Consider the following 17,162-nt stretch of genomic DNA (forward strand, 5'->3'; position numbering starts at 1 on the left):
GCTCTGTTATAACCCCCCAACCTAGCCCTCCCTTCATAAGTAGAAAGAACAAAAGCTCTTAGCGCCTCCTCATGCTAAGGGGGAGGTTGGGAGCGGGTTAGTAGCGACTAGAAAATAGAAGAGAATTCATCAACGTTTGAAGCATCGTAAATAAAGGGCTTCGCCATTGCGCCGTCGCCATTTTTGTCTAGCTCAAGCGTGCCCATACGACCCATTGGAATTTCGGTTTTCGTACCTTTGCCTTTCACAAGGTTGTACGCCAGCATGGTTGCTGAATAACCAAGATCGATTGGGTTCCAGATAGCAAAGCTATGAATGGCACCGCTGTGCACATGACCTGCCAATTCAGAAGGAAGACCTAAACCAGTCACATACACTTTGCCTGTTAATCCCAAATCGCTAACAGCTTGCGCTGCGGCCAAAATACCGACAGTCGTTGGTGCCACGATAACATCTAGATCAGGGTGGTTTTTGATCAAGGCGGTGGCTTCACGGAAACTCTTATCCGCTAAGTCATCACCGTAAACGGTATCGACAAGTTTTAGGTTAGGAAATTTGCTAAGGGATTTTTTCATCTCACCAATCCAAATATTTTGGTTGGTCGAGGTTGGCGTTGCGCTCAGGATGGCAAAAGTACCAGATTTTTTGCCTTTGGCTTTAATAGCATCAGCAGCAAGCTGCACATTCATTTCGCCAATCAGACTATTACTAGAAGGGTTTAAATGAACTTGGCGACCTTCTTTGCCAACACCAGAGTCCCAAGAAATGACTTTAATGCCACGCTGTTGGGCTTTTTTCAAGGAAGGAACCAAGGCATCCGCATCGTTTGCAGATACCGCAATCGCATCAACACGCTGCGCGATCAGCGAGTTGATGATTTCAATTTGGCCTTCAGCGGTAGTAGACGTTGGCCCAGTGTAGATAATCTCCACATCGCCTAACTCTTTTTTAGCTTCTTCTGCACCGCGGTACGCCGCTTCGAAAAAGCCAATACCTAATGCTTTCACTAACAACGCCACTCGAACCTGATCCGCTGCATACGTACCAGAAGCAAATAAAGTTGCAGAAGCCAACACACATGCCGTGATGAGTTTGTTTTTCATAATTATCTCCAAGAGCGCGCTCATCGTCACACAACAAGAAGTTGTCGTATCCGAGACGCGGTTTATTGTTTTTGTTTTTCTACTATGATCAATCGACACCCTGCCGCTTTGATCACTTCTTTACTCTTGTTATCTATTCCATCGTCCGTGATGACGATATCTATCTGTGAGAGAGGACAAATGATCATACTTGATCGGTTTTGAAACTTTGTACTATCAACCAAAAGCACCCGCTGATCTGCTCGATTTATCAATTTCATTACCGCTTGTACGATTTGTGGATCTGTCTCCATCACACCATGAGAATTAATGCCATATGCACCGATAAAAAGAACATCAGCGTAGGTGTGGTTGGAAATATCATCTGGAAACGGACTCAAAATAATGTTCTGTTCCCGATGGATTTTTCCGCTCGGCACGGTCACGCTGCACTTACTCTTTTTAATCAATTGATCGGCAATGGAAAACGAATTGGTCAGCACTTGCAGCTTTAAGCCACGCATAAACTCAGACATAGCCGCTGTCGTTGTGCCGCCGCTGATCATTATTGACATATTGTCCGATAATAAATCCACCGCCGCTTTCGCAATACAACGCTTTATGTCCATGTTAATCGTTTGACTAACCGAGTAAGGCCTTCCCAATAAACTCACATCAGATGGAGGATTAATGGCTTCCGCCCCACCTCGCACCCGACGCAGTTTCTTTTGCTTGTCTAAAAAGCTGATATCTCTTCGAACTGTTGCTTCTGAAGCGCCTAACACGTCGGCTAGGTGCGCTACCGTCACAATCGGTCGAGCTTCAACTTCAGACAAGATCACTCTATGCCTTTCAATTTCGTGCATCGATTAAATCCCTCGATAATCAATATAATTAATTTTCAATCATTATCAAGCACTATTGATCACAAAAACACATAAAAAGATAAAAAATGCTTGAAAATGATTATTTTTGTTTTAACATGAAATCTATCAATCATTCTAACCCGCTGATTGTTCATAACAAAAATAAAATTTAAGTCTTTGATAAATGGCCATAAAACAGAGCTTTAGGCTGTTAAATAAGACAAAACTTGAGGTTAAACGATGTCTACTAATTTACTCCCCAATCTTTGGAACGATGCTGAAGCGGCTCTTCTAAGCGAACCAGAATTATTGCAATATCGATCAAACTTGCTTGGTTCTGACATGCGCGTGACCAACTACGGTGGCGGCAATACCTCAGCAAAAATCGAAATGAACGACACGCTTACCGGAGAAAAAACCACTGTATTGTGGGTAAAAGGTTCTGGCGGCGACATTGGTTCTATGGGGTTAGATGGCTTTTCAACACTTTATATGGATAAGCTGAATCAGCTTTTACCGCTTTACCGCGGCTTAGAGTTTGAAGATGAAATGGTGGCTTACCTGCCACACTGTACTTACAACCTAAACTCCCGCGCAGCCAGTATCGATACACCGCTTCATGCTTATTTACCTTACCTTCATGTTGACCATCTTCACCCAGACGCGGTGATTGCTATTGCGGCAAGCAAAAACAGCAAACAACTGACAGAAGACATTTTCAACGGTGAGATTGGCTGGCTTCCTTGGCGCCGTCCAGGTTTTCAGCTGGGCATGGATTTACACAAAATCGCCACTGAAAATCCACACCTAAAAGGTGTCGTACTAGAAAGCCACGGCCTGTTTACGTGGTCGAATGGCAACAAAGATTGTTACCTAAACTCGCTGAATATTATTAACAAAGCGCAAACGTGGCTAGAACAAAAAAGTGCTGGCAAAGCCGCCTTTGGTGGCGAGCTATTCAAGACTCTGCCTGATGAAAAACGCCAACAAGTGGTTTCGAGCTTAATGCCACTCATTCGAGGCAAAACCAGCGAAAAACAACGTCAAATTGGTCACTTCAATGCATCCGAAGAAGTGTTGCAGTTCGTCAATTCGAAAGACTTAGACCGTCTTGCTAAACTTGGCACCTCTTGTCCTGACCACTTCTTACGCACGAAAATTCGTCCATTTGTTGTGGCTTATGATCCGCAAAAAGACAACCTAGACGAAGTCATCGAATCGCTAGATAAAAGCCTTGCTGATTACCGTGAAGATTACGCGGGCTATTATAACCGTTGTAAACGCGATAACAGCCCAGCTATGCGCGATCCAAACCCAGTCATTTATCTAATTCCAGGCGTTGGCATGTTGTCGTTCGCAAAAGACAAAGCCACGGCACGAATTGCTGGCGAGTTCTATGTTAATGCGATTAATGTAATGCGTGGCGCAGACAGCGTGAGCGAATACGTTGGCTTGCCAGAACAAGAAGCCTTCGACATTGAATACTGGTTATTGGAAGAAGCCAAACTGCAACGTATGCCAAAACCAAAATCCTTAGCAGGTCATATCGCTTTGGTAACGGGTGCGGCTGGCGGTATTGGTCTTGCGACGGCTAAACGTCTAGCCAAAGAAGGTGCCAACATAGTATTGATGGACATAGACGAAGACGCTCTGACGACGGCACAAGCAGACATCATCGGCGAATTTGGTAAAGATTCCGCCTCGAGCATCAAGATGGATGTGACCAACGAAGACGATGTTATCCGTGCAGTAAAACATTGCGCTGTCGCCTTTGGTGGTTTGGACATTGTTGTCTCCAATGCAGGCATCGCCTCTTCCGCACCATTAGAAGAAACGTCTCTTGCACTATGGAATAAAAACCAAAGCATCTTATCTACAGGTTATTTCTTGGTTGCTCGCGAAGCCTTTAGTCTGTTAAAACAACAGGATATGGGCGGCAACATGGTATTTATTGCCAGTAAAAACGGTTTGGTTGCCAGTGCAAACGCCAGCGCCTATTGCGTAGCAAAAGCTTCTGAGATTCAGCTTGCGCGCTGCGTTGCACTAGAAGGTGCACCACTTGGCATTCGTTCAAACGTGGTTAACCCAGATGCGGTGTTGCGTGGCTCAAAAATTTGGACTGGTAAATGGAAAGAAGAAAGGGCCAGCGCTTACAAACTATCGACCGATGATTTAGAAGAGCATTATCGCCAACGCAGTATGCTGAAGCTGAATGTTTTCCCTGAAGACATCGCCGAGGCCATTTACTTCTTTGCGTCTGACGCGTCGTCTAAATCGACAGGTAATATTCTGAATGTTGATGCGGGGCATGCGCCATCTTTTACTCGCTAGTTCAGTGAAAAAAACCTTGTCTCCAAAGAGCAACGAGGACTTTGCGCATTTAGACACTTAGCGCAAAGTCCCTAAAAAATAAAAAAGGATTCACCATGAAACAGCTCATTGATCAAAACTTGCTGCAAGAACACAACGCCAAACAGGAAGCCGCCGTCACTAGTGATTACAACGCGCTGGCGGAAAAACTGGATCGCTCCGGCATCAAAATCGACACTATTTTAGAGCAAGCTAAGCAATTTACCGTCGCTGTTCCATCTTGGGGAGTAGGCACAGGTGGCACGCGTTTCGCTCGCTTCCCTGGTTTAGGCGAACCACGCAATATTTTCGAAAAGCTGGATGATTGTTCTGTTATTCAATTGCTATCACAAGCTACACCGGCGGTGTCTCTACATATTCCTTGGGATCGCCCAAAAGATCCAAACGAACTTCGCCAGTATGCCGAACAATACGGCCTGCATTTTGACGCGATGAATTCCAATACTTTCCAAGATCAAATTGGTCAGGAAGAGTCGTACAAATTCGGTAGTTTGACCCATACGGATAAAGCCGTGCGCGAACAAGCTATTGCTCACAATATCGATGTCGTCGAACTTGGCCAAAAGCTAGGTTCAAAAGCACTTACTGTGTGGGTGGGTGATGGCTCAAACTTCCCAGGCCAACAACACTTTAAAAACAGCTTCACGCACTATTTAGAAAGCATTAAAGAGGTTTACAAAAGCCTACCAGACGACTGGAACATGCTGTTGGAACACAAAATCTTTGAGCCGGCGTTTTACTCTACCGTAATTCAAGATTGGGGCAGTAACTACCTTGCAGCAAAAGAAACGGGCGAGCGCTGTATGTCATTGGTGGATTTGGGACACCACGCACCGAACGTCAATATTGAAATGATCGTTAGCCGTCTTGCGCAATTCGGCAAGCTTGGTGGATTCCACTTTAACGACAGTAAATACGGTGATGACGATTTAGACAGCGGCTCTATCAATCCTTACCAGCTGTTCTTGATCTTCAACGAGCTAACAGACATTCGAGCGCAAGATCCTGCCTACAGCCCATTCTACATGTTGGATCAATCCCACAACGTAACCGACCCTGTGGAAAGTTTGATGTACAGTGCGGCGGAAGTGCAGCGCGCTTTCGTGAAAAGCTTATTAGTAGATCGCAAAGCCTTAACTCAATACCAAGAAGCAAACGACCCAATGATGGCGCAGGCCAGCTTAAAGCAAGCCTATAACCTGGACGTTGAGCCAATCTTACAAATGGCCCGTTTACAAGCAGGTGGTGCCATCGATCCAGTGAGCTGTTACCGAGCGAGTGGCTACCGTGCTGCCGTTGCCAAATCTCGACCTGCAGACCCGAATAAAACAGGCTCAGGAATTGTATAACTAGCGGACAAAAGCGCACACGAAATAGAGTAGCTATCAGAAAATATAGTCTTTCGTAGAGGCTATATTTTTTTAACTATTTTAATTTTAGAAACGATGTTTCATTAAAAATATTTATTTAAAAATATAAATTTAGATATTCATTTCAAATAGAAATATTGTGATTTATATTAAACAAGACATGAAGCCAATCCAAAAATAACAAAGGGATTAAAAATGCATGAATTACTAAGAGAAAAGAAGCATGTTGTTTCACGCGATCAAGTCGTCGAAGCAATCGATCTTTTAACTCAAAATCTCATTAATATTGAAGACACTACCGGTGACTTTCTGCTACGCCTTGAAGACGGTCGAGTGATCGACACCAAAGGTTGGGCAGGCTGGGAATGGACTCATGGCATTGGCTTATATGGTTTATTCAAGTATTGGCAAATCACCAACAACCCAGACACGCTAAAAATTATTCACGATTGGTTTGAACAACGCCTGAGTGAAGGCACGCCAACTAAAAACATCAACACGGTTGCACCTTTTTTAACACTGGCTTGTTTGCATGAACGTACGCCAAAAGAGTCTTGGCAGCCGTATTTGGAAGAATGGGCAGAATGGGTCATGTACGAAATGCCCCGCGTGCAAGAAGGCGGTCTTCAGCACATCGTTTATAACAGCGTAAACCACAACCAAATGTGGGACGACACCTTAATGATGAGCGTCCTGCCGCTCGCCAAAATAGGCAAATTACTTAATAAACCCGACTATGTAGAAGAAGCAAAATACCAATTTTTGACTCACATTCAATACCTAATGGATTCAAAAAGCGGCCTGTGGTTTCACGGCTGGACGTTCGAAGGTAACCACAACTTTGCCGATGCTTTATGGGCTCGCGGTAATAGCTGGGTCACCATTGTGATTCCTGAATTTATTGAATTATTGGATTTGGATGAAAACGATCCGATTCGCCGCTTCTTGTTATCTACTTTAGAACGCCAAGTCAAAGCCTTGAGCGAACTACAACACAGCGATGGCCTCTGGCACACCTTGTTAGACGATAGCAGCACTTACCTAGAAGCGTCCGCCTCCGCGGGATTCGCCTATGGCATTTTAAAAGCCGTACGCAAACGCTATCTCTCTAGTGACTATTTACCTATTGCGGAAAAAGCCATCAAAGCGGTCTATGGCAACATTGACGCGCAAGGCGAACTGCAAAACACCTCCTTTGGCACCGCCATGGGTGACGACTTGGAGTATTACAAAAACATTAAAATCACCTCTATGCCTTATGGGCAAGCCATGGCGATTTTATGTCTTAGCGAGAGTCTACGTCGCTATATCTAGCTATATTTTAAAAAAGCAAAACCCACTATCAATTTCTTAAAAAACAATAAACATAAGAAGGATAAGAAAATGAAAACTAAATTATTTACCACAGCACTTACCCTAATAAGCTTAGGGCTAGCCTCGGCATCCGCTTATGCGGAGAACTTACGTTTTGGCTACGCGAGTAACGCGACACCAACCGTTGAAGCCATGAAAAAATTTGCCGAATTAGTGGATCAGAAAACAAAAGGCGATGTCACTGTTACCTTTTTTCCTGACAGCCAATTAGGTGGCGAACGTGAAATGGTCGAGTTACTACAAGCTGGTCTGCTAGACATGACCAAAGTCAGTGGCGGCTTAATGGAAAGCTTTGCTCCTGTTTATGGTGTCTTTTCCATGCCGTACCTATTTGATAGCCAAGAGCATTTCTACAATGTGATGGATAATCCAAAAATCACCACACCGATTTATGAATCTTCAAAAGGCGAAGGGATTTTGGGGCTAACCTATTACGACAGTGGCGCTCGTAGTTTCTATACCTCAGAAAAAATCATCCGTAATGTGGACGACCTAAAAGGTCTCAAAATTCGCGTAATGCAAAGCCCAACGTCTATCAAGATGGTAAAAATGCTGGGTGGCTCACCTATCGCTATGGGACAAGCTGACGTCTACTCGTCAATTCAACAAGGCGTACTAGATGGCGCGGAGAACAATGAGTTTGCCCTAACGATTGCTCGTCATGCCGAAGTCGCGAAACATTATTCTTATGACGTGCATTCTCGTGTGCCAGATATCGTGTTGATCTCTAAAGCAACCATGGATCGCTTAACACCAGACCAGCGTAAAGCGGTTAAAGAAGCGGCAAAAGAGTCTACTGAGTTTCAAAAGAAAGCCTGGACAAAAGCCGTTAACGACGCAAAAACCATGAGCGAAGAAAAATTTGGTGTGACCTTTTATTACCCAGATGTTAGTGAGTTTCAAGCGGCCGTTCAGCCAATGTATGAAGAGCTAAAATCCGATCCGGCAAAATATAAGGTTTATCAGGCAATCCGCCAGCAAGCGGAGTCAAAATAATGCCCAAAATAAGACGTTTCCTGGACATCTGTCTAGGGACAACGTGCTCTCTCTTACTCCTTAGTATGGTCGTGATACTTAGCTGGCAGGTAATCAGCCGTTATGTTTTCAACGACCCTTCGACTTACACCGAAGAGTTACTAAGGTTAGGATTGGTCTGGTTGTCTCTATTAGGAGCTGCTTATTCTGCTGGCCGCGGTTCTCATATGGCCATTGATCTACTGCGCGATATTTCGCGCGGTAGATTTCAAAAACTCCTTAAGATGTTAGTCCCTATCAGCTTTATTATTTTCAGCATTTACGTACTGATTCTGGGCGGTTTACACAGCATGCAAATCGCTTCGAAACAACTCACCGCTGTACTGCAAATGCCGATGTCGAGTTTTTACGCGGCTTTACCCGTCTGCGGAGTATTGCTGATTTTGTACGCTATTTTGAATTTGATTGATGTATTAAAAGAGCCAATGAACAGCAAGACTGGCTCTGATATCGATCAACCACTAAGCATGGGAGAATAAACATGGCGGGTGAAGCGAGCCTTGTGCTCATTATTACGTTTTCTATCCTGTCTCTTTTAGGGTTACCACTGGCTATCTCCTTGGTTGCCTCGTCATTGGCAGCAGTCACCATGATGGTGCCAGTGGATATGGCGCTCTTTACTTCTGCCCAAAAAATGGTGGCGAGTTTAGACAGTTTCTCTCTGTTAGCCGTACCTTTTTTCATTCTCTCTGGCGTCATCATGAACTCCGGCGGCATTGCCATTCGCTTGGTTAACTTCGCAAAACTCATGGCTGGGCGTATTCCTGGCTCTTTAGCGCAAACCAACATCGCGGGTAACGTATTATTTGGCTGTATTTCAGGCTCGGCCATTGCGGCGTCTACGTCAATTGGTAGCGTTATGGTGCCGATTCAAGCCAAAGAAGGCTATGACAGATCGTTTGCTGCGGCAGTGAATATCGCCTCGGCCCCAACGGGCATGCTGGTGCCGCCAACCACGGCTTTTATCATTTACTCATTAATTTCTGGTGGCACTTCTGTCGCTGCGTTGTTCTTGGGTGGCGCTGTAGCGGGCGTTATTTGGGCACTGGGCTTGGTGTTGGTCACAATTATTATTGCTAAAAAGCGCAAATACCCTTTATCAGATCGAGTGCCTTTTAAAGAAGCTGTTAAGATCACTCTTGATGCAATTCCTAGCTTATTTCTCATCGTCTTTATTATTGGTGGGATTGTTATGGGCGTGGTGACGCCAGTAGAAGCCTCAGGTATTGCGGTCATTTACACCATGATTTTGGCGTTCTTCATCCATAAAACCACACCACTTCGTGCCTTGCCTAAGTTCCTAATCGAAACATCCCACATTACTGGCACCATCATGTTGCTTTTAGCGGCATCTGCCACCTTGTCTTTTGCCATGGCATTCACAGGTATTCCTGCAGCGATATCCGCTTTGATCCTCGGGATTTCTAACGATCCGATCATGGTTATGCTGATCATCAATATCTTATTACTGGTGATAGGCTGCTTTATGGACATTGGACCAGCAATCTTGATCTTCACGCCGATCTTGCTACCGATTGCCATGAAAGTAGGCTACGACCCTGTGCATTTCGGTGTCGTAATGGTGTTTAACCTTGCTATCGGCACGATCACACCGCCTGTCGGTACTGGCTTATTCGTCGGGGCTACGGTTGCCAAGGTGAAAGTCGAAAAAGTCATTGTCGCACTCGCGCCTTTCTATCTTGTTCTGTTCAGCTTACTCGCGCTGATCTCTTACGTTCCAGTCATCACGCTATTCTTACCATCCTTTTTCGGTCTATGAGGGTATTGACTAAACAACTCGATTAAAAATCATTTGGGACAAAAAGGTGGGAAATAATAAAGGCGCTTCATTGCTGAAGCGCCTTTATTTTTGAAAGCTAGCGAATACTGCTTAGATTAAATCAGTGAACGTACGTAAGCTTCGATCTCTGGGTTTTGGTTGTTATCAAAGAAACATTGCTGGAAGCGACTTCCTGCTACGGCTGTGCGAACCAATTCTTGGTCCATCGCTTTTAACCCATCCAAGTAGCTGTCTTTCATTGTCGCGGCTTTCACTTGATTAAGGATACCCGCATTTTTCACTTGCGGCTCTCTTCTCTCTACTGGATAACCCTGCCCACGAGGACCTGAGAATGCTTTTTCAAAGATATAGCGAGCGTTTAATTCTGCAGCCCAACCAAACCCTTTAGCGAATGCCATGGCAATAGCATTACCATTGTTAATTTGATTAAACAGAAACGCGTCAGATGGCTCCAAGCAATAGCCACATACCACGCCTGGATGAGCATTTAACGACATCATAGCGCCCTGTCCTGTGCCACAGCCAGAAACGACAAAGTCCACTGAGTTTGAATTCAACAAAAGGCTAGCCATGATACCTAAGTGGATATAAGTCAAGTGATGATCGTTCTCGCCATCCATTCCGACATTGAATACATCATGATTAAATGGCTCTACTGCTGTATTGAGCTGCTCCAAAATCGTTGCGTTTTTCCCCGCTTGGCTATTCTCCATCATTAATGCAATTTTCATCATTCTCTCCTAATTTTGTCTGAATAATTCTCAGCAATTATTGTTGTAGAGGCTACGGTGTCGCAGTCCTGAATTAATAAGTCATACCACTCAACTATACCAATAGAAAAACAATATTCAATATTTTTCACAATACAATAAAATAAAAATGAAATGATGTTTCAATAAAATAAAATTAACATTGTTATTTCAAAATTGTTCTTCTAGTATAGTTCTACAATATGAAAAGCAGCCGCGATGCATGCTGCTATCAATATAATAAAGAGGAAGTACTATGTTCGATCTGACGGGTAAAGTAGCCATTGTCACTGGATGCAATACAGGTCTGGGGCAAGGCATGGCGCTAGCACTAGCCAATGCAGGCGCAGACATCGTTGGTGTTAATAGAAGCGACCCTGCAGAAACAATCGATTTGATCCAAAAAGCAGGTCGGAAATTTCACAACGTAAATGCAGACATGAGCAAGATGGACAGTGTTGATCATGTTATAAAAGAGGCCGTTTCCGCCTTTGGAAAAGTCGATATCCTTGTCAATAATGCTGGCATCATTCGTCGTAACGACGCATTAGATTTTACCGAAAAAGACTGGGATGAGGTCATGGATCTCAATATCAAATCACTCTTCTTCATGTGCCAAGGCTTTGCTAAACAAATTATTGCTCAGGGAACACCTGGTAATATTATTAACATCGCTTCTATGTTGTCTTACCAAGGTGGTATTCGAGTGCCTTCATACACCGCATCGAAAAGTGGCGTTATGGGCGTAACAAAATCACTCGCTAATGAATGGGCAAAACATGGCATCAATGTCAATGCCATCGCACCAGGCTACATGGCGACCAACAATACTGAAGCATTAAGAGCAAACGAAAGCAGGTCCGAAGAAATTTTAGGCAGAATCCCTGCTGCCCGCTGGGGAACACCAGAAGACATGGCTGGCCCTATCGTCTTTTTAGCATCAGAAGCCTCTCGTTATGTCCACGGCTATACCATTGCCGTTGATGGCGGTTGGCTTGCACGTTAACGTGCATTTATATGGGATGGGGTGTTGTTGAATAAAAAAATGTCATATAGTAAATAGACAAAATCCCATTTCAAAAAAAATGAAACTTATGAAGAACGAAGAAAACGCCCTGCAAATTGAACCTGTTTCATCTGTGATGAAGATGTTCGCCATTATCACGGCTTTAGCTGAACACAAGTCGCTTGGTATTACAGAATTATCTCAAATAGTCATGAGCTCAAAGAGCACTGTCTATCGTTTCCTACAAACCATGAAAATGCTGGGATTTGTTTCCCAAGAAGGCGACGATGACCGTTATTGGCTAACGCTAAAATTATTTGAAGTCAGTTCAAAAGCATTAGAATACGTTGATCTGGTGTCCCTGACCGAGCCTTACATGGCTAGCATTGGCGAAAAGACAAAAGAAGCACTGCATTTAGGCGTACGTGATGGCGATAGTATTATCTATATCTACAAAGTCGATGCGCAATACAATCTGCGAATGCAATCACGTATCGGTGGGCGCAATCCGTTGTATTCAACCGCAATTGGTAAGGTGCTTTTGGCAGAACGCTCAGAGAGTGATATTAGACAAATCTTTGAAAAAGTAGACTTTATTCCATCCACTGCAAAGACTCATGTCTCTGTTGATTCGCTGTTAGAAGAGCTAAACGACGTGAAAAGCCAAGGCTATGGTGTCGATAATGAGGAACAAGAAGAAGGGCTACGTTGCATTGCTGCACCAATATATGATCGTCTTGGCAATGTTATAGCCGGGCTCAGCGTATCCTTTCCGACATTGCGCCACTCTAGCGAAAAGTTTGATCAATATGTTAGCTTGCTACAAGATGCAGCAAGCAGTATTTCTGAGAAGCTAGGCTACAAAAAATAGTTAACGAAAATAGCTACAAAAAGGATTAGGCGGATTTTATCCGCCTAATCCGCCCTCCTTTTACAGCAAAGCCTAATAACTGATTGCTCACCAAGACAACACAGGCATCGCCAATCACTTGCCAGTGATTCAACCTATCTGCTTAATCAAGTCCACAATTTCTTGCTTCGCTTTTTCGCGCGACGCAGCATGACGATCATCTGCAAATTCCTGGTACTCAGAACCAATTTCATAAAACCGATCTACCCCCAAATACTTGGCTAATTGTTTAATATGAGGGCCTAAGTGGTTCATATGTTCACGAACACCACCAAAGCCAAAACCGAACTCTCCGGATGATGTTAGTAGTACTAGGGTTTTCCCTGACAAAATAGGCTCAATCGGGAAGTCTCCTCGCGCTAAATCAAAGGTAAAAGTCTTATTCACTCTCAACATTTGATCAAACCATGCCTTCAATACTGCTGGCATACCGTAGTTATACATAGGGGCAGTAATGAGGATGATATCCGCTTGAGCCACTTCATCAAAATACCTATCGGACTCAGCTAATACTAGCTGCTGTGACTCGCTTCTGTTTTGCTCTGGGGTGAATGCCGCAGCAATCCAATCTTGGCATATAAAGCTTGGCGGATTAAGACCTAGATCGCGATAGACCACTTTATCTTGATGATTTTTATTCATCCATGTTTTTATAAAACACCGTCCGAATGACTTCGAAATCGAATTATAGCTTGCCGTCGAATTATCAGTACGACGTACACTAGAATCGATATGTAAGATATTTTTCATATTTTAGGCCTCTTCTAACTCATAAGTAGTAGGCACAGTGTGTTCAGTAATTATTGTCGTGACAAAGGGCAATATTTTTCTTATAAAGTAGATATTCTCATCTATAGAGTATTTTATGTTCCAGCTTCTACCCTCATTGAATGCCATAAAAGCCTTCGAAGCTGCCGCTCGATTAAGCAGCTTCAAAGACGCTGCCAATGAATTGAATGTGACGTCGACTGCGATTTCGCATCAAATCAGAGCACTTGAAGACACCTTAAATATACGATTATTTGAACGAAAAACGCGAGCAGTCACATTAACGAGAGAAGGTGAATTACTGGCAGCAACCGCAAACCAATCTTTACAAGAGTTACTATCAACAGTGAATCAGCTGAAAGGCTCACCTCGCACTTTAACCATCAGCACAACCAGTTCGTTTGCTGCTATGTGGTTAGTACCTAATCTTGCTGACTTTCAAGCACAGTCTCCTGACATCGACATTCAAATTAGAGCCGAAGAATCACTCATAGATATAGAACATGATAGACGTGTAGATATGGCGATTCGCTACGGTGAACTGCCTAAAGAAGATGAAAGGAAAGCACTTATTAACCAACCCTTGCTTCAAGAATATCTTGGCTTTTTTGCGACCCCAGAATATTGGGAAAAACATCGTGAAAATCCAGCCGCGTCGGTGTTTTTCTGCACTCAATGGAAAAACCCAAAACTACCAATGTTAGGGGTAGAAGAGGCAATAAATAAAACCACTCCCAACGCACTACCAAGTATTCGTTATTTCAATGATGAAAACCTAACCGCACAGGCAGCCTTGTCTGGTCAAGGTATTGCTCTAATAAGCCAACTTGCTGTCGCCAACTCAGTCAAAAATACTTGGTTAATCCAAGGCACAGAAAAAATGTCGGCTACTATTACTGGCTTGCATTACTATTTAGTTATACCCAAGCGCTTGCAAGCCAACCAAGCCGTAAAAAATTTTAAGGACTGGCTTCAACACACACTAACTTAGAAACACGATATTGTTTTTCTTTAAGAGCCTATTTCCTTATACAAATACTTACGGCATGTTCTTTCATCCATTCTGTTAAGTACAAAGACCAACACACTAATCACGGCCACTGAAAAAACAATTCGTCCCCAAAAAATCGTCATAAAATCTGCACCTATTAAAAGAACCAGCAAAGTATCTTCAATCAAGCTGTGCAATAAATTCAACAACATCATGGCGACGAAAATATCTCTGGGAGAAATATGGCCCCGCTTTGCTTCGTTAATGAGCAAACCGCCACCAAATGACACCCCTAGCGTAATACCAACAACCGTCAAATTGGTTGCCTCTCGGCTGATGCCCAGCACAGACAAGATCGGCTTAAGTAACATCCCCATGAGCTTTTCAATGCCCAGTAATTTAAGCAAACGTAACAGTGTCATTAACGCGGCGATTACCACAAAAATCATCGCAAGGCTTTGTAGTTGGTCAAGCGCCCAGGCCATATAGCTAGGATCACTGGTTGGTGTATGTTTCCACACAGTGTGCGCAGTTGTGTTTAATAGATCTCCGCTTTGATAAATATGGTGAAGTATCCAACCCATTAATAAACCACCACCCAGACGAATCACTAGTGTCGCCACAATACCTACTCCAGCTTTTTTAGCCACCGCCACCTCTACTGGCAATGAATGTGCGAGCAGCAATAACGTCCCTAAAATAGAGACTTGAGCGACGGTTAAGTCGGCATCCATACTCATAAAGACCACAAGCCCAGCGTACATATTGGTAACCAGTGTTGTTGCCCACACCAACCCCATTTCACTAGGCAAGCCAACCAAAGACATAACAGGACTCAACCAGCTACTTAGCAGTTCTATACCACCAAACTCTTCAATAACCTTGATCACGATAATCATCGGAATCATGATCTTATAAAGCGTCCAGGTGACATCAATGATCTCGTTCCAGAGACCATCCCACAAAAGTCCAATCCAACGGGATATACGTTTATTCACTTCTCTTGCTCCAAACAATGTATGAATGAAGTCTATTGCGATAAGAAGAAATATGTTGATCAATTTAATAATTGATAACACCTAATATTTTTAATATAAAAGCCATTAAGAAATTTCTAGTCGTATAACTATTTTTTGAGAAATTTATGGAATTAGACAAAATAGACCGAAAAATTCTAGTCATCTTGCAGCGTAATAATCGCATCGCAAATGTTGAACTGGCCGAAGAAGTAGGACTATCGCCACCAGCTTGCCACAAAAGGGTAAAACGCCTGAGAGATGACAACATCATCGTCGGTGACGTTGCTATTGTGAACCCCGAATTAAGTGGCAATAAATTGACTCTTCTAGTATCAGTAGAAATGGAGCGGGATCGAAAAGATGTGTACGATGCTTTTAAACGCGTCGTTAGCAAAGCGCCAGAAGTGAGGCACTGCTACCAAATCACAGGCGGCTATGATTTTATGATGGTCGTCACTGTGCCAGATATCCAAGCTTTTGAAAGCTTTGTCGATAGAGTACTTCACACCGAAGCCAACATCCGAAAGTTCCAAACCTCGGTATCACTGCGAACGGTGAAATCCTCAACCGAGGTTCATTTGAAGGAATAGGTTACGTAGAGGCTGAGCAAAATGCTTAGGCTCAACAGCTGTCAGGGATATGGAGTCACATTGCTGAAATTGACTGAACTCTTTGATAGCTTCAACAAAGGCACCAATTACCAAGTCGTCATCAAAGTGCTGTGTTTCATTTCGCAGCTCCAGATACAGAGATTTTATTTCTAACCGTCGCTCTTTACGGTGGGCTTTGCAATCCATACGACCTATGAACTCACCTCGAAATAATAGCGGTAGGCAAAAGTAACCATATTGGCGTTTGGGTTCCGGCACATAACATTCAATCTGATAATCGTATTGAAACAGGCTTTTTAGTCGATCACGCTGAATCACGCTGTTATCAAAGGGCGACAGTATTAATAAGCGATTATTCAAACGAGGCAAACGGCGCTCTAATGCGTTCACCTCTATTACAAAAATATCGCCATTAGGGATGGTTACCTGCGCTAACAAGTCTTGTGCCAAGCGTTCATCAACTAGGCTCTTCATCGCTTTACGCAACCCAGTATTACGACGTAAATAAGTCAATCCTTTTAACGAAACCAGACCATGACAGCGTAATTGCTGCTCAAGTAGATGGTTCGCAAACTCGTCCATGCTTGGCACTGTTGTATCAATGTGAGAAGGTAAAACTCGCTCGGTTAAATCATAAACTTTCTGAAAGCCTTCACAAGAACAGACCATGAGGTCGCCTTGCATATAGAGTTGCTCAAGTGCTTTTTTTGCGGGTTTCCAATCCCACCAGCCAGCGCCATTATTACTGGATTTGGTTTCGATATTTCGGGAACGAAGTGGCCCATCAGCAGCAATGCGAGCCAATAGCTCGGCCATTAGTTTTTCATCTGGCTCTTTGTACCAATGGGTTTGACCGCCTTTAATGGCATTTTTGTAAGGTAAGGAAAAGCGAAAATCACCTATCGGAAGAAAAGCTGCCGCATGGGACCAATATTCAAACACATCGCCATCCAGCAACAGTTGATTGGTCATCGTAGGCTCAAACTTCGGCACTCTAGAGTGCAACACATGATGATGCGCCCGCTCCACTACAGAAATGGTATCAATCTGCACATAACCAATATGTTCAACCGCCTTACGCGCACCAGATAAACCTCTACCAAACGGATTCTTCTGTAACAGCCCCTGGGACGCCAAAGCAAGACGACGCAGTCGAGCTAGATCTTTCACAGACTTGAATTCGATCATGGTTGAAGAAAGCCTTATTGAA

At 43.7% G+C, this 17,162-nt stretch carries 16 protein-coding genes; 10 read left to right on the top strand and 6 right to left on the bottom strand.

The genetic code is table 11. The annotated features are described in order from the left end of the window. Positions 1 to 107: 107 nt before the first annotated feature. Together rhaS and KDW99_RS17205 are read right to left on the bottom strand one after the other, a co-directional pair. Positions 108 to 1,103 carry a rhamnose ABC transporter substrate-binding protein gene (gene rhaS / locus KDW99_RS17200; RefSeq protein WP_255826426.1) on the bottom strand — a complete coding sequence of 332 codons (996 nt, stop codon included), beginning with the start codon at positions 1,101 to 1,103 and terminating at the stop codon, positions 108 to 110. A gap of 62 nt (positions 1,104 to 1,165) precedes the next feature. Then, positions 1,166 to 1,948: a DeoR/GlpR family DNA-binding transcription regulator gene (locus KDW99_RS17205; protein WP_169459278.1), complete on the bottom strand. Its 783-nt coding sequence runs from the start codon at positions 1,946 to 1,948 to the stop codon at positions 1,166 to 1,168. Between the two features lie 240 nt (positions 1,949 to 2,188). Between KDW99_RS17205 and KDW99_RS17210 the strand changes: the two genes are divergently transcribed. The 6 genes from KDW99_RS17210 to KDW99_RS17235 all read left to right on the top strand — a co-directional run bounded on the left by KDW99_RS17210 (position 2,189) and on the right by KDW99_RS17235 (position 9,877). After that, positions 2,189 to 4,279 carry a bifunctional rhamnulose-1-phosphate aldolase/short-chain dehydrogenase gene (locus tag KDW99_RS17210; protein ID WP_255826431.1) on the top strand — a complete coding sequence of 697 codons (2,091 nt, stop codon included), beginning with the start codon at positions 2,189 to 2,191 and terminating at the stop codon, positions 4,277 to 4,279. A gap of 95 nt (positions 4,280 to 4,374) precedes the next feature. After that, on the top strand, positions 4,375 to 5,667 hold the full coding sequence (rhaI, locus tag KDW99_RS17215; RefSeq protein WP_255826433.1) for an L-rhamnose catabolism isomerase: 1,293 nt from the start codon (positions 4,375 to 4,377) through the stop codon (positions 5,665 to 5,667). Between the two features lie 216 nt (positions 5,668 to 5,883). Continuing rightward, entirely contained in the window at positions 5,884 to 7,002 is a 1,119-nt protein-coding gene (bglB, locus tag KDW99_RS17220; protein ID WP_255826435.1) for a beta-galactosidase BglB, read from the top strand. Between the two features lie 69 nt (positions 7,003 to 7,071). After that, entirely contained in the window at positions 7,072 to 8,058 is a 987-nt protein-coding gene (locus KDW99_RS17225; protein WP_255826436.1) for a TRAP transporter substrate-binding protein, read from the top strand. Positions 8,059 to 8,123: 65 nt separating this feature from the next. Next, on the top strand, positions 8,124 to 8,576 hold the full coding sequence (locus tag KDW99_RS17230) for a TRAP transporter small permease (protein WP_255829311.1): 453 nt from the start codon (positions 8,124 to 8,126) through the stop codon (positions 8,574 to 8,576). Between the two features lie 2 nt (positions 8,577 to 8,578). Then, positions 8,579 to 9,877, top strand: coding sequence for a TRAP transporter large permease (locus tag KDW99_RS17235; RefSeq protein WP_255826438.1), 1,299 nt, complete (start codon positions 8,579 to 8,581; stop codon positions 9,875 to 9,877). 116 nt (positions 9,878 to 9,993) lie between these two features. On the opposite strand, the gene KDW99_RS17240 is transcribed toward KDW99_RS17235, so the two are convergent. Continuing rightward, complete coding sequence (locus tag KDW99_RS17240; protein ID WP_114411239.1) at positions 9,994 to 10,629, bottom strand: RpiB/LacA/LacB family sugar-phosphate isomerase; 636 nt, start codon at positions 10,627 to 10,629, stop codon at positions 9,994 to 9,996. 274 nt (positions 10,630 to 10,903) lie between these two features. Here KDW99_RS17240 and kduD point away from each other — a divergent pair, with 274 nt between their 5' ends. Both kduD and kdgR read left to right on the top strand, forming a co-directional pair. Further along, positions 10,904 to 11,653 carry a 2-dehydro-3-deoxy-D-gluconate 5-dehydrogenase KduD gene (kduD, locus tag KDW99_RS17245; RefSeq protein WP_255826441.1) on the top strand — a complete coding sequence of 250 codons (750 nt, stop codon included), beginning with the start codon at positions 10,904 to 10,906 and terminating at the stop codon, positions 11,651 to 11,653. Positions 11,654 to 11,741: 88 nt separating this feature from the next. After that, entirely contained in the window at positions 11,742 to 12,524 is a 783-nt protein-coding gene (kdgR, locus tag KDW99_RS17250) for a DNA-binding transcriptional regulator KdgR (protein ID WP_114411241.1), read from the top strand. Between the two features lie 129 nt (positions 12,525 to 12,653). On the opposite strand, the gene KDW99_RS17255 is transcribed toward kdgR, so the two are convergent. After that, a complete protein-coding gene (locus tag KDW99_RS17255) occupies positions 12,654 to 13,313 on the bottom strand; it encodes an FMN-dependent NADH-azoreductase (protein WP_255826444.1) in 660 nt (219 codons plus the stop codon). A 115-nt stretch (positions 13,314 to 13,428) separates the two neighbouring features. Here KDW99_RS17255 and KDW99_RS17260 point away from each other — a divergent pair, with 115 nt between their 5' ends. Next, positions 13,429 to 14,322 (top strand): LysR substrate-binding domain-containing protein, encoded by an 894-nt coding sequence (locus tag KDW99_RS17260; RefSeq protein ID WP_255826446.1) that lies wholly within the window; start codon positions 13,429 to 13,431, stop codon positions 14,320 to 14,322. 20 nt (positions 14,323 to 14,342) lie between these two features. On the opposite strand, the gene KDW99_RS17265 is transcribed toward KDW99_RS17260, so the two are convergent. Next, complete coding sequence (locus KDW99_RS17265; protein WP_255826448.1) at positions 14,343 to 15,320, bottom strand: hypothetical protein; 978 nt, start codon at positions 15,318 to 15,320, stop codon at positions 14,343 to 14,345. Between the two features lie 146 nt (positions 15,321 to 15,466). On the opposite strand from KDW99_RS17265, the gene KDW99_RS17270 reads away from it, so the two are divergent. After that, the gene (locus KDW99_RS17270) at positions 15,467 to 15,931 is read left to right on the top strand and encodes an Lrp/AsnC family transcriptional regulator (RefSeq protein WP_255826450.1); all 465 of its coding nucleotides are present in this window, start codon (positions 15,467 to 15,469) and stop codon (positions 15,929 to 15,931) included. Here the strand turns inward: KDW99_RS17270 and KDW99_RS17275 are convergent. After that, on the bottom strand, positions 15,905 to 17,140 hold the full coding sequence (locus KDW99_RS17275; protein ID WP_255826452.1) for a winged helix-turn-helix domain-containing protein: 1,236 nt from the start codon (positions 17,138 to 17,140) through the stop codon (positions 15,905 to 15,907). The two genes, KDW99_RS17270 and KDW99_RS17275, sit on opposite strands and share 27 nt — an antisense overlap. Between the last annotated feature and the right edge of the window lie 22 nt (positions 17,141 to 17,162).

It is taken from the genome of Marinomonas rhizomae (assembly GCF_024397855.1).
Classification (GTDB): Bacteria; Pseudomonadota; Gammaproteobacteria; order Pseudomonadales; family Marinomonadaceae; genus Marinomonas; species Marinomonas rhizomae_A.